This window comes from Melghirimyces profundicolus, from assembly GCF_003054245.1.
Lineage (GTDB): Bacteria > Bacillota > Bacilli > Thermoactinomycetales > DSM-45169 > Melghirimyces > Melghirimyces profundicolus.
Window position 1 is genome coordinate 81,754 of record NZ_QBKR01000003.1, and the last position, 13,044, is coordinate 94,797.

The following is a 13,044-nucleotide window of genomic DNA, read 5'->3' on the forward strand; positions in this document are numbered from 1 at the left end:
CGATCGCCGTCCATCTTCGGACGGCTCTTTTTACGATCAAATTTTTGCACCGGAGTCGGATGGATCTGTGTCCAAACATGACGACAAGTGTTAAAATATAGAAGAATTCAGTACCGATCTTTGCCTCTTGTGTTCATCGGGGGACCATGAAGCGGAGGGAAAGCATGAGTGCATTTCTTTATGCCCTGATCGGAACAGCAGTGGGGTCCTGGGCCACCGGTTGGCTGTTGTACCGGCATCTTCACCGACAGGTGAAAGTCAGCCAGTCGATGATCCGGGAGTTGCAACAGCGCTTGGAACGGGATTTCTGGCGCCGGCTGCTGTTGGAGTTTTACGCGGAGTTGATTCATTTTCACCGGATGCTGGGGCATTGGAAACAGAGCGGCAAAGTGGATCCGGCAGCTCTGGAAAAGACAGTGACCGCATACGGGAGAGCGCAAGCAAAAGCGGAATTTTTGTTTTCCGAAGAGTTTCATCAGTCGGTACAAACCATGGCGGAGTCCTTTCACGTGATGGTGGATGCCATCCGTTTTCACCAAGACAAACCGGATGACGCCCGGATCGACTATGATCTGGACGAGATCTGGGAAGAGGCGAACCGGCGTTACGTGGCAGTGAAAGACCGGCTTTCGGAGACGGTGGACCGTCCCTTATCCTCCCAGCCGGGAGAACGGTTCCAGGTGTGAAAGGGGGTCCGGAAGTCCCGGGACTGTTCCTCCCGTTTTACGAACGGTACAATGAGGGAGGACCGATCAAACAGAGAAAGGGAGATCCGGTTGGAAAAGGACCAATGGTTGAAGGGATTGATGGAGATCCCGGTCACGGATGAAAAGGCGGAAAAAGAAGCCCGGAATCATATGGATCAGTTGACCAAACCCCTGGGCGCCCTGGGGGATCTGGAAGAGATTGTGATCCGGCTGGCGGGGATCACGGGTGAAACCGTTCCGGACATCGAACGGAAAGGGGTGGCGGTCTTCTGCGGCGATCACGGAGTGACCGAAGAAGGGGTCAGCGCCTATCCCGCCGAGGTGACGGGTCTCATGATCGGGAACTTCAGCCGCGGGAAAGCGGCGGTCACCGTGCTGGCCCGCCGCTTCGGTGCGGAAGTGTCGGTGGTGGATGTGGGAAGCCGCCTGGAACCCCTGCCGGAAGGCGTCCTGGACCGGAAAGTCCGCTTCGGCACCGCCAATATGGCCCGGGGACCCGCCATGACAAGGGAGGAAACTTTGAAAGCTCTCCGGGTGGGGGCGGACCTGGCCCTTCAGTGGAAAGAGAATGGAATTCAGTTGGCGGCAGTGGGCGAGATGGGTATCGGGAACACCACCTCCGCCTCAGCGGTCGCCGCGGTTCTCACGGGGAAACCGGTCCGTGAACTGACCGGCCGGGGAACCGGGCTGGATGATGACGGCCTGGAGCGAAAGCGGGAGGTGATCACCCGCAGCCTGGAAGTGAACCGCCCCGATCCGGCGGACCCGCTGGATGGGTTGGCCAAGGTGGGTGGACTGGAAATCGCGGCCATGACGGGATTCATCCTGGGGGCGGCACGTCATCGGCTGCCGGTGGTGGTGGACGGTTTGATCTCCACGGTGGCTGCGCTGGCCGCGGTCCGACTGGCTCCCGGTGTTCGTGCCTGTTTGTTTGCCTCCCATCGGTCTGCGGAACCCGCCCACGGGGTCCTGTTGGAGGACCTCGGGTTGAAGCCCTTGATCACGGCCGGCATGCGGCTGGGGGAAGGGAGCGGAGCCGTTCTCGCTTTTCCCCTTTTCGACGGGGCAGTGACGACGGCGAAGGAAATGGCCACGTTTTCGGAACTGGGGCTGAATGGATAACGGAACCAAGGGGAAAAGGCGGGGCGAGTCTTTCGCCCCCGCAAGAGGGAAGCCGGTGTAAATCCGGCGCGGTCCCGCCACTGTGACCGGGGAGCGGCAAGCCGGGCCACTGTCCGTCAGGATGGGAAGGCCGGGCGAACGGAGCCGCGGGGATCCGGGAGCCAGGAGACCTGCCTTTTCCGACAACACCGACGATCCGCGCGGAAGGGGAGGTGTTCGGCAGGACGGGGTCCCGAGGATGGGGTTTCCCCGTTGCTGGACACTTTCCTCCCTGAACGCGGAAAGTGTTTTTTATTTTGATGAAAGGTTGTGACCCCATGGAAAGTTTGGAACGGTACGGGCACGGAGGGGACCGGTGGACCGCCGGGGAGCGCTTCGGCCGGGAAGCCGGATCGTTCCTCGATTTCAGCGCCAATATCAACCCCCTCGGTCCGCCAACCGGGGTGCTGGACATACTTCGGCGGATCTGGAACGATCCGGAATGCTCCACCCTCTCCCGTTACCCGGATCCCGCCGCCCGCTCCCTCCGGAGCGCCTTGGCCGGGCGGTTGGGAGTGGATCCGGAGCAGGTGCTGATTGGAAACGGAGGGGCGGAATTGATCGATCTCCTCCATTCGGCGGCCCGTCCCCGCCGGGTCGGAGTGATTCACCCCTCCTTCGCCGAATACGAAGCGGCAGCGAGGAAGCGGGGGCAGGAAATCGTCCCCCTGAAGACGGAATGGGACCGGGCGTTCCTTCCGGAACGGAAAGCGCTTCTGGCCTGGATCCGGGAAGTGGACCTGGCCTGGGTCGGCCATCCCAACAACCCCACCGGCACCCGGATCCCCTTCGAAGACCTGGTGGCCGCGGCGGAAGAGGCGACCCGCCGGGGAACGGTCCTCGCGGTGGACGAAGCCTTTCTCGATTTTCTCCCCCCGGGAGAGGAGATCTCCCTGCTGCCCCGTTTGGAAGAGTTTCCCACCACGATTCTCTTCCGTTCCATGACCAAATTTTACGCCATCCCGGGGTTGCGGTTGGGGTATGCGGTGGCTGCCCCGGAGTGGATCCGGAAGCTGGCGGAATGGCAAATCCCCTGGAGCGTCAATGGGGTGGCCCAGGAGGCCGGTACAGCGGCGCTCGGAGACCGGGAATTTGAAGAACAAACGCGGAGCTGGCTGGCGGAGGAACGTCCGGCGCTGGCCCGTGGCCTGGCGTCCCTTCCCGGGGTGGATGTGCTGCCGGGGGAGGCGAACTACCTCCTGCTCCGGGTGGCGGAGAATGTGGGAGGCCCGATCCCTTCCCGTTGGTTGCAACGGGAGCTGGGGGAGCGGGGCATCATGATCCGGGACGGCTCCACTTATCCGGGGCTGGACGGCCGCTACGTCCGGGTCGCGGTACGGGGACGGAAGGAGAACCGCCGGCTCCTCTCGGCGATGGAGGACGCTCTTTTCCGCGCGGGGAGGGTCGGGTCATGATCCGTCTGGTCACCGGGGGGGTTCGTTCCGGGAAAAGCCGTTTTGCCGAAGCCTTGGCCTCGAAATGCGGGGAGCGCATTCTGTATGTGGCCACCGGATTTCCGGGAGACGGGGAAATGGAGAGGCGGATCGCCCGCCACCGGGAACGCCGCCCCGCTGCCTGGGAGTTGGCGGAAGCCCCGAAGGACCCGGCCGATGCCGTGAAGGAAGCACAAGGGTGGGACGGGATCTTGGTGGACTGTCTGTCCGCCTGGGTGGCCAACCGGTTGATGGCGTTGCCCGAGGGGCGGATCGGGGAGCCGGGAGATGCCTTTGAACGGGAAATGGAAAGGGAAACGATCCGGCTGCTGGATGCCCTGGAGGGTCGGGAGGCGGTCCTGGTCACGTCGGAAGCGGGACTGGGCGGCGTCTCGATGAACCGGATGGGCCGACAGTTCCAGGACGCTCTGGGAACCGTCAACCAGCGGGCGGCGGAGCGGGCGGAAGAAGTTTGGATGGTGGTCTCCGGTGTTCCCTGGAGGGTGAAAGGATGAACGCGTTTTTCGTCGCCCTCTCCTTTCTGACGCGCTTTCCCGTCCCCCGGAGAACCGATCCCGAAGGTTGGCCCCGGAGCACCCTTTACTACCCCGTCGCCGGGTTGGTGATCGGTTTTGCCCTGATTCTCTTCGATCTTTTGGTGGCCGGCTTTTTCCCCTCCGCAGTCCGGGGCGTGCTGTTGCTGGGGGTGTGGGTGGGACTCACCGGGGGGCTTCATCTGGACGGTCTGATGGATACCGCCGACGGTTTCGGTTCCAACCGGGGACCGGAGCGGACGCTGGAGATCATGAAGGACAGCCGGGTGGGGGCGATGGGGGTGCTGGCGGCTTTGTTCCTCCTGCTGCTGAAAGCGGCGGTGCTGGCCTCTGCTCCCGCCCCGCTTTGGGTCCCGCTGTTGGTGGCTCCGACCGTCGGCCGCTGGTCCATCCTGTTGGCCATCCGCTTTTATCCGTATCGTCGGGAAGACGGGATCGGACTCGGATTGCGGGAAGGTCTGACAGGTCCCCGGCTGGCGGGGGCCACCCTGATCACCCTGGGGGTGTCGGTGGCCGCTCTCGGCGGGTGGGGGCTCCTGTTTCCGGTGGGGGCGGCCCTGTTGGTTGGGTGGACCGCCCGGGTGGTGATCCGGCGGATCGGCGGATTTACCGGGGATGTGTACGGGGCGCTGGTGGAAGGGACGGAAGCGTGGATGCTCCTTTTGTGGTTGTGGCTGGAGGTTGTGGATCCATGAGGCTGATCTGGATTCGCCACGGGGAGACAGAATTAAACCGCGAAGGGCGGTACTGCGGCCACCTGGATGTGCCCCTGAATGAAAACGGCCGCCGCCAGGCGGCATCGGTGGCGGAACGACTGGCCGCCCACCCGATCCGTCATGTGTATGTCAGCGATTTGCTCCGTTCCCGTCAGACGGCGGAACCTCTTCTGACCCGGCTGGCGGAAGCCCGGGTGGAACCCACCCCCCTGCTGCGGGAGCTTTCCTTCGGGGATTGGGAGGGGTGGACCTATGAAGAAATCCGCGCCCGGTTTCCGACGGCCCTCCACCGGTGGCTTTCCGACCCGGTCCGGGTTCCGCCGCCGGCGGGGGAGACATTGGGCCAAATGGAAGAACGGCTGGGACGGTGGCTGGAAGAAGTCCTCCATCGCCACCGGGAGGGCGGGGAGTGGGTGGCGGCGGTCAGCCACGGCGGTCCCATCCGCTGGTTTTTCTCCCGTCACATCAAAGGAGATCCCGATGCGTTCTGGGAGAGGAGACTCCCCCACGGGGTTCTTTTGTCGGCGGAATGGAACGGGACGACGTGGCGGGAGGTTCCGCTCCGTGCCGAAGAGAGAGAGGGAGGGAATTCATGAAACCGATGATCCGCAAACTGTTCAATCAAAACACCCTGCGCCTCCACCGGATGGACACTCACTTATCCCTCCGTTCCCAAGCCCCGCTGACGGTGCTGTCCAGCGCCCCTCTGGGCGGCGGATTCTTCCACACCCAAACCATCGTCAACCGACAGGTGGACAAGGGTTACCGTGAAACCGATCCGGTGGGGGAGACGCGGCGTTGGTTAGCCCAGCACGGTTATGATCCCGGGAAGACGGCGGCCATGCTGACCGCCGCCTCAATCAAGGACGCGGCGGTGGTGGAGGCGGAGTCGACCCGTGTCCGGGTCGCCGCCGTTGTCACCGCCGGAGTGAGCAATGCCGCCCGGGCGGGGACGGACGGCCCTGTTTATACCCGCTGTCCGGAACCGGGCACGATCAACACGATTCTGCTGGTGGACGGACAGGTGACGGAAGCAGCCATGGTCAACACCGTCATCACCGTGACCGAAGCCAAGACCGCCGCCCTGGAGGAGCTGAGGATCACAGACCGGGAAGGGAGGCCCGCCACCGGAACGACCACGGACGCGGTGGTGATCGCGGTGACCGGAGAAACCCGGGACCGCTATGTCCATGCCTACGGCGGTCCGGCCAGTCCCCTGGGACAGGCGGGGGGCCGGGCCGTCTTTGAGGCGGTCCGGGAGGCGCTGTTGAGGGCAGGGGAGGCAGTCCGTCGATGATCCCTTGGGCCTTGTTGCTGGCGCATCTCATCGACCGGATCGTGGGAGATCCCCGCCGCCTGCCCCATCCGGTGGTGGGGATGGGTTGGCTGATCACCCGCGTGGAAAAGCTCCTGCACCCCCTGACGGAGCGGAAGCCGGGCAGGGGTGTAGAACGGCTGATTGGATGCCTCTTGCCGCTGACGGTGGTCGGCTCCGTCTGGCTCCTGTCCTTCCTTCTCCTGTCCGGGGTGGGAGCCCTTTCCCGGTGGGCGGCTTTCGTCCTGGAAGTCTGGCTGATTGCCACCACGCTCGCCACCCGTGGCTTGGCGGATGCCGCCCTCTCCATCTACCGTGCCCTTGCGGCGGGGAATCTGGCACAGGCCCGGAAGGCGCTGTCCATGGTGGTGGGGCGGGACACGGAGGAGCTGGATGAACCGGAAGTGGTGCGGGGGGCGGTGGAGACGACGGCGGAAAATCTGGTTGATGCGGTTACGGCGCCCCTTTTTTTCGCCGCCGTCGGGGGAGCCCCGCTGGCCCTGGCCTACCGGGCGGTCAACACGCTGGACTCCATGGTCGGGTACAAGGATGAACGGTACCTCCACCTGGGCTGGGCCTCCGCCCGTCTGGATGATCTGGCCAACTGGCTTCCGGCCCGGCTGACCGTTCTCCCCCTGCTGACCGCACTGTGGTGGACCGGACACTCCCCCCGGAGGGCATGGCGGATTCTCCGACGGGATGCGGGAAAGCATCCCAGTCCCAACAGCGGAATCACCGAATCCCTGATGGCCGGGGGATTGGGAATCCAGCTCGGCGGAACCAACCGATACCGGGGCACCCTTTCCCACCGGGCGTTCCTCGGGGATCCATCGAGGCCGAAGGAACCGGAAGACATCCGGGAATCGGTCCGGATTTTGAAAGCGGCCGGCTGGGTGTATGTACTTCTCCTGGCCCTGATCTGTTACACTGTAAGTGGATAGTGGGGTCAGGACGGTGGACTGTCCAGTAACGGGTGTTGAAAGGAAGGCGAGCTTGTGCTCTGTGAGTGCATAGCGAGACCGGGGAGAGAGCGAACCAAGAAGCGTTGTGATTGATGGTCAGGCTCAGAAGAAGGGAAGCGTTTACCCGAAACAGCGACTTTGCTGTCCTGCCCAGCGGAGAATCAGCCAGCAAGGGCGTTCAGGGGCAAAGGCTTCTCTGTGTTGCATCCGCAGGCGTTTGCCCCTGCCCGCAGCAGGAAGATTCGGAGCGGACAGTGCCTACATCCCTGCAGGACAGAAACCGGAGCGGCTTCGGGTAAATGCCGCCGCTTACTTTTTCACAATACTTCTGCGCGAGACTTGTGCTCTGTCATACAACCGGAGCGCGGCAAAACACGATCCACCATCCCCATATGAAGTGAGTCAATACTCATGAATGGGGGAAAGGGTTGCGTGAAAGCCCCCTTGCACGGACCTGGATGGAAACGCTCCCATTACCTGAACGGAGGGGATCCCGATGTTGGAAGGACAGCCGCTGGTAACACCGGAATGGTTGCATGCGCATTTGGAAGACCCGGACCTGGTGGTGGTGGACAGTCGGTTTGAACTGGCGGATCCCGCCGCCGGTAAGGAAGCCTACCGACAGGATCATATCCCGGGAGCCCGGTACATGGACCTGGAAGAAGATCTGTCCGGTCCCGTGAAGAAGCACGGGGGACGCCATCCGCTCCCCGATCTGGACGAATTCGTTGAAAAACTGGGGACCGTGGGGATCGACGGAGCCAAAACCGTGATCGCTTACGACGATCAGGGCGGCGCCATGGCCGCCCGTTTCTGGTGGATGCTCCGCTATCTGGGACATGAAGAGGTGGCCATTTTGGACGGGGGGTATCGTGCCTGGAAAGAGAGGGGGTATCCGGTGACCGGGGAAATCCCCCAACCGGTGCCTTGCCGATTCCAACCCCGGATCGACCGGCCCGAGCAACTGGCGGGGATGGAGGATGTCAAACACTACAGCGGACTGGTGATCGACTCCCGGGACCCGGACCGCTTCGAAGGAAAGACCGAGCCCATCGACGCCAAGGCGGGCCATATTCCGGGGGCGGTCAACCGCTTCTGGAAGAAGAACCTGTGTGAGGACGGCCGGTGGAAGCGCCCGTCGGAATTGAAAAAAGAGTGGGCGTTCGCCTCCCGGGGCGAAGCCCCGATCGTCTACTGCGGCTCCGGCGTCACCGCCTGTGCCAACCTCCTCGCCCTCCACGCCGCCGGCTTCAAAAATGCCCGCCTCTACGCCGGCAGCTGGAGCGACTGGATCAGCTATGAGGCAAACCCGGTCCGGACAGGGAAAACGAATCATTGAAAAAAGACGACGGGTCGAATCCCCGTCGTCTTTTCATTTGACACTTCCCATGATGATTCAACCTGAGGTCTTCTGAACGGCCGACAAACCCTTCTGCCAATTTGAGGTGCCTGAGAAAGCCGAAGTCCAAAGGTGTGGAGATATGAACGTCCAGATCCTTTCATTCAACGGTACCTGTGATTTGGAATAATAATAACCAGCAGGGATCGGGAGATCCCTGCCTTACCATTTAAAACGCCCAATTTCCCTTGCGGAAGATCGGCTCCCGACGTCCGTCGGCGGTTTCGCCGTCGATGTCCATGTCGGCCGAGCCGATCATGAAGTCCACGTGGGTGAGACTGTCGTTGAGTCCGGCTTGCTCCAGTTCTTCCCGGGACATGGAGGTTCCGCCTTCGATGCAGGAAGAAAAGGCTTTTCCGAGGGCCAGGTGGTTGGAGGCATTCTCGTCGAACAGGGTGTTGAAGAAGATCAGGTTGGAGTTGGAAATGGGGGAATCGTGGGGGACCAGGGCGATCTCACCCAGGTGACGGGCCCCTTCGTCCAGCTCCAGCAAGCTCTTCAACGTTTCCTGTCCCCTTTTCGCGTGCATGTCCACCACCCGGCCGTTTTCAAAGGTCAGGGTGAAGTCTTCGATCAGGTTCCCTTGGTAGCTCAAGGGTTTGGTGCTCCGGACCGTCCCCTGGGTTCCGTTTTTCAGCGGGGAAGTGAAGACTTCTTCGGTGGGAATGTTGGCGTTGAACCAGATCCCTCGCTCGTTCTTCGAGGAGCCGCCGCTCCAGATATGGCCGTCGGGGAGCTCCACGGTCAGGTCCGTGCCGGGAGCCCGGTAGTGGAGTTTTTTGAACCGCTTCCGGTTCAGAAAGTCCATTTTTTCATGCAGGGTGGCGCTGTGCTGCTTCCACGCCTCCACGGGATTCTCCGTGTCCACCCGCGTCGCGTGGAAGATGGCCTGCCACAGTCTTTCCACGGCCTCCTTCTCATCCAAATCGGGGAAGACTTTTGTGGCCCAGGCCGGTGACGGAGCCGCGATGATGGACCAGCTGATTCGGTCGGAGAGGATGTACTCCCGCAATTTTTTCATGGCGTTGCCCGCCGCTTTGGAGAAAGCGGCGATCCGTTTCGGATCGACTCCTTTCAACAGCTCCGGGTTCTGGGATTCCACATGAAGGAAAGCCCCGCCGTTCGCGGCGATCTCTTCCCTTCCCCTGGCTTTCCAGAGGGGAAATTCCTCAAAAGCCTCATCCGGTGCCAGATCATATTTCAAACGGGTGCACACTTCATCCTGCCAATCGACATAGACGTGTTTCGCCCCTTCCTGATAGGATTTTTCCACGATCAACCGGATCAGTTCCGCCGTATGGATCGATGCGGTGATCACCAGCGTTTGTCCGGGTTGGACGTTCACTCCGGTTTTGACGGCCAGTTCCGCATATTTTTCGAGTTGGTTTTGAAAAGACATGGGACGCTCCTTCGTTGTAAAGTTGATAACCACTTCTTCACTCAACCCAAATATCCTTTTCATGCCTGTGAATCCATCATCCCGGCGTGCCTGCCCCGGCAAGTGATTTTTCCGCCGGGGTTTCCGCTTCCGCGGGCTCCAACGACAGGAAGAGATCCACGGCGGCCAGAAAATCCGGCTTGTTCAGCGCTTCTTCCACCCGGTGGGCGTTGGGGCTGGACACCACGGATTGGAAGCGAAGATCACCATTCCCCGGAGTTCCCCGGAATGGACCACTTCATACCTCTCATATGCCGAGACTCTTTGGCAATATAGGAAAAGTTCTGTATCGAAAGGGAAAAAGAAGAGCCGGCCCCAGCCGGCCGCAGTTCACTTACCGTTCTCTTCACGGATCTGGCGGTAGATATTACGGATCAGTTCCTGTTTGGTTTCCCAAAGTTCGTCGGAGAGGTCCACGGGGTATTCCTCCGGATTCAGTTGACGCAGGTATTCCTCCCAGAACAGGGAGCGCTGCTCCCGGTGATACTTGCGCACTTCCGAAAGGGTTGGCAGATCGTACACCCGTTTCCCGTCCTCAAAGATCGGCTCCAGCAGGTTGATCGCCCGGAAGTCGCGGACCTTCTTCTTCCGGTAGGTGTGGACCGGGTGAAACAGGGTGAGCGGCCGATCTTCGTCGAGGACCTGATCGGCGGGGGTGATCAGGTCGCCACGGGCTTTGTTGGTCTTCCGGTCGATGATCCGGTACACCGTCTTCCGTCCGGGCGTGGTCACCTTCTCCGGATTGGAGGAAATCTTGATGGAGGGGATCCATTCTCCGTTCCGGTGGCGGGCCACCAGCTTGTAGACCGCTCCCAGAGCCGGTTGGTCGTAGGCGGTGATGAGGCGGGTACCGACCCCCCAAGCGTCGATGCGGGCTCCCTGGGATTTCAGGTTGAGCAGGGTTTCTTCATCCAAGTCGCTGGAGGCGATGATCCGGGTGTTCGTCAGTCCGGCTTCGTCCAGCATTTTCCGCGCTTCTTTGGAAAGGTAGGCGAGGTCACCGCTGTCCAGGCGGATCCCGGCCAGCTCGTGACCCTGCTCCCGCAATTCCAGCCCCACTTGGATCGCATGGGGGACGCCGCTTTTCAGCGTGTCGTACGTATCCACCAGGAGCACCGACCGTTCCGGGAAGGCCCGGGTGAAGGCGCGGAAGGCTTCCAGTTCGCTGTCAAAGTCCTGAACCCAGGCGTGGGAGTGGGTGCCGCTGGTGGGGATGCCGAATTGTTCACCGGCCCGGAGATTGGAGGTTCCGTCGAAACCCGCCAGATAAGCTGCACGGGCCCCCCAGACCGCCGCGTCCGTCTCCTGGGCCCGGCGGGTGCCGAATTCCAGCAGGACATCTTCCTCCGCCACCGTGCGGAGCCGTGCCGCTTTGGTGGCGACCAGGGTTTGGTATCCGATGAAATTCAGGAGGGCGGTTTCAATCAGTTGCAATTCGATCACGTTGCCCTCCAGGCGCAGGAGCGGTTCGTTGGGAAAAATCAGGGTTCCTTCTTTCATGCCGTAGACATCGCCGGTGAACCGAAACCCCCGGAGCAGGTCCAGAAAAGCGGGGTCGTATCTCTCCGGCTGCTCGGCCAGGTAACGGAGATCTTCCTCGGTGAACCGGAGATTCTCCAGATATTGAACGGCCCGTTCCAGGCCGGCGAAAACGGCGAATCCGTTTCCGAAGGGGAGCTTGCGGAAGTACAGATCAAAAACCTTCCGCTGGTGATGGGAGCCGTTTTTCCAGTGGGCATACATCATGGTGATCTGATATTTGTCGGTGTGAAGCGCCCACCCCGGATTGGTTTGCATCGAGTTCACTCCATTCGGTTTCGGTCCGGAGACGGACCGTTCACCACAAGATAAATGACCGGAAAGATCCGGCCGTTCTTAATGGTATAAGCGGAAAGACGGGGCTTTTCGCCTTTCAGGGACAAGATCCAGCTGATCAGTTCGGGATAATGCCATTCCCGGGTGTCCCGAGCGGATGGATACGGATCGGTATGGGGGTGCGAATGAAGAATCCCCAACAGCTCCAGTTCGAGCCTGCGCATCTCTTTGAGGGTTTCCAGATACGCCTTCGGTTCAAAGGAAAAGGAGCGGGGGCTCATATCCTGGTTGGGGATCGGGAAAAAACGGGTGATCTCCCGCCCCGATCCCGCCAGGATGCCGCACCCTTCGCGGGGCTTTTCCCGCAGGCAGTGATCCTCGATATCGGTGATCACATCGGAACGAATCGTGATCGTAGAAAACGCCACCGCTGCCACCTCTTCAGTCTGAGTGAAGATCCGGATCCCTCAGGGGTTCATCCTCTGTCGAAGGATTTTCCCCCTTATTTTACTCTGAAACCGCCGGTTCGGCAAAACCCGTCAGAAACCGTCGAAGTCTGTGGTAAAATGGCGGCACCGAAAGCGAGAGGGGGGTTCGGAATGGAGAGTCAAAGCGGCCCTGTCAATCCGGTTCAAATCGGCGTTTGCGGCTGGGGGGATCACGACCTCTACCCGCCCGGAACTCCATCGCGGGAAAAGCTCTCCCTTTATGCCGGCCATTTTCCCGTGGTGGAGGTGGACAGCACCTATCACGCGATCCAGCCCCGGGAGCGGATGGCTCAGTGGACGGAGGAGACGCCGAAAGATTTTCGTTTCGTGGTGAAAGCGTATCGGGAAATGACCGGCCACGGCCGGCGGGAAGGGGCTCCCGTCCGTTCGGTGAAAGAAATATTCCGTGAATTCGTCGACTCCCTTGAGCCGATGGCGAAGGCGGGGAAACTGACGGCGGTTCTGTTCCAGTTTCCTCCCTGGTATGATTGCAACCGGGATCATGTGCGGTATATCCGCCAATCGCGGCAGGCAGTTCCGGATCTTCCCATGGCGGTGGAGTTTCGGAACCGGACATGGTTTGAGCCCCGGTACCGTGACCGGACGCTCCGCTTTCTGGTGGAGGAACAGCTGATCCACGTCGTCTGCGACGAACCTCAGGCGGGGATCGGCTCCGTTCCGGTCGTGCCCGCCGTCACTCACCCGGCTCAAGGGTTGATCCGGTTTCACGGGCGGAATGTTTCCGGATGGAACAAGTCCGGACGCAGCAACAGCCACTGGCGGGATGTCCGCTATGCTTACCGGTACAGCCGGAAAGAACTGGGGGAATGGGTGGGCCGGGTGGTCGGGATGAAGGAGCAAGCGGATCAGATCACTCTTTTGTTCAACAACAATTCCCGGGGGGACGCCGCCGACAATGCCAAAGAGATGATCGATCTTCTCGGCATCGACCTGAACGGGTTGGGGCCGCGGCAGATGGATATGTTCCGATGGACGTGATTGGATTTCAAAGTGAAAAAGGGTTGCGGAGGAGGGGATGGGGAAATATGAATAGGT

Annotated in this window: 14 protein-coding genes and 1 riboswitch; of the genes, 10 read left to right on the top strand and 4 right to left on the bottom strand. The window is 61.2% G+C overall.

Features of this window, described 5'->3' with window-relative positions; all coding sequences use genetic code 11:
* Positions 1-164: 164 nt before the first annotated feature.
* The 9 genes from C8P63_RS03050 (at position 165) to C8P63_RS03090 (ending at position 8,187) form a co-directional block, all read left to right on the top strand.
* Positions 165-686 carry a hypothetical protein gene (locus tag C8P63_RS03050; protein WP_108021869.1) on the top strand — a complete coding sequence of 174 codons (522 nt, stop codon included), beginning with the start codon at positions 165-167 and terminating at the stop codon, positions 684-686.
* A 90-nt stretch (positions 687-776) separates the two neighbouring features.
* Positions 777-1,829: a nicotinate-nucleotide--dimethylbenzimidazole phosphoribosyltransferase gene (gene cobT, locus C8P63_RS03055; RefSeq protein WP_342748046.1), complete on the top strand. Its 1,053-nt coding sequence runs from the start codon at positions 777-779 to the stop codon at positions 1,827-1,829.
* A riboswitch (cobalamin riboswitch) is annotated at positions 1,829-2,021 on the top strand. It overlaps the preceding gene by 1 nt.
* Before the next feature lie 125 nt (positions 2,022-2,146).
* Complete coding sequence (gene cobD, locus C8P63_RS03060; RefSeq protein WP_108021870.1) at positions 2,147-3,283, top strand: threonine-phosphate decarboxylase CobD; 1,137 nt, start codon at positions 2,147-2,149, stop codon at positions 3,281-3,283.
* On the top strand, positions 3,280-3,816 hold the full coding sequence (gene cobU / locus C8P63_RS03065; protein WP_108021871.1) for a bifunctional adenosylcobinamide kinase/adenosylcobinamide-phosphate guanylyltransferase: 537 nt from the start codon (positions 3,280-3,282) through the stop codon (positions 3,814-3,816). Before cobD ends, cobU begins: the two co-directional genes overlap by 4 nt.
* Complete coding sequence (cobS, locus tag C8P63_RS03070) at positions 3,813-4,550, top strand: adenosylcobinamide-GDP ribazoletransferase (protein WP_108021872.1); 738 nt, start codon at positions 3,813-3,815, stop codon at positions 4,548-4,550. The genes cobU and cobS overlap by 4 nt, the downstream gene beginning before the upstream one ends.
* Positions 4,547-5,167 (top strand): histidine phosphatase family protein, encoded by a 621-nt coding sequence (locus C8P63_RS03075; protein WP_108021873.1) that lies wholly within the window; start codon positions 4,547-4,549, stop codon positions 5,165-5,167. Before cobS ends, C8P63_RS03075 begins: the two co-directional genes overlap by 4 nt.
* Positions 5,164-5,868, top strand: a complete 705-nt coding sequence (locus C8P63_RS03080; RefSeq protein ID WP_170109463.1) for an adenosylcobinamide amidohydrolase — start codon at positions 5,164-5,166, stop codon at positions 5,866-5,868. The genes C8P63_RS03075 and C8P63_RS03080 overlap by 4 nt, the downstream gene beginning before the upstream one ends.
* Positions 5,865-6,827 carry an adenosylcobinamide-phosphate synthase CbiB gene (gene cbiB / locus C8P63_RS03085; protein WP_108021875.1) on the top strand — a complete coding sequence of 321 codons (963 nt, stop codon included), beginning with the start codon at positions 5,865-5,867 and terminating at the stop codon, positions 6,825-6,827. Before C8P63_RS03080 ends, cbiB begins: the two co-directional genes overlap by 4 nt.
* 517 nt (positions 6,828-7,344) lie before the next feature.
* On the top strand, positions 7,345-8,187 hold the full coding sequence (locus C8P63_RS03090) for a sulfurtransferase (RefSeq protein WP_108021876.1): 843 nt from the start codon (positions 7,345-7,347) through the stop codon (positions 8,185-8,187).
* Between the two features lie 229 nt (positions 8,188-8,416).
* Here C8P63_RS03090 and C8P63_RS03095 read toward each other — a convergent pair whose 3' ends face one another.
* The 4 genes from C8P63_RS03095 to C8P63_RS03105 all read right to left on the bottom strand — a co-directional run bounded on the left by C8P63_RS03095 (position 8,417) and on the right by C8P63_RS03105 (position 11,928).
* Entirely contained in the window at positions 8,417-9,646 is a 1,230-nt protein-coding gene (locus C8P63_RS03095; protein ID WP_108022000.1) for an aminopeptidase, read from the bottom strand.
* Between the two features lie 76 nt (positions 9,647-9,722).
* A complete protein-coding gene (locus C8P63_RS18925) occupies positions 9,723-9,869 on the bottom strand; it encodes a hypothetical protein (protein ID WP_170109464.1) in 147 nt (48 codons plus the stop codon).
* A gap of 146 nt (positions 9,870-10,015) precedes the next feature.
* The gene (locus C8P63_RS03100) at positions 10,016-11,482 is read right to left on the bottom strand and encodes a nicotinate phosphoribosyltransferase (RefSeq protein WP_108021877.1); all 1,467 of its coding nucleotides are present in this window, start codon (positions 11,480-11,482) and stop codon (positions 10,016-10,018) included.
* Between the two features lie 5 nt (positions 11,483-11,487).
* The gene (locus tag C8P63_RS03105) at positions 11,488-11,928 is read right to left on the bottom strand and encodes a M67 family metallopeptidase (RefSeq protein WP_170109465.1); all 441 of its coding nucleotides are present in this window, start codon (positions 11,926-11,928) and stop codon (positions 11,488-11,490) included.
* A 171-nt stretch (positions 11,929-12,099) separates the two neighbouring features.
* Between C8P63_RS03105 and C8P63_RS03110 the strand changes: the two genes are divergently transcribed.
* A complete protein-coding gene (locus C8P63_RS03110; RefSeq protein ID WP_108021879.1) occupies positions 12,100-12,987 on the top strand; it encodes a DUF72 domain-containing protein in 888 nt (295 codons plus the stop codon).
* Positions 12,988-13,044 lie beyond the last annotated feature (57 nt).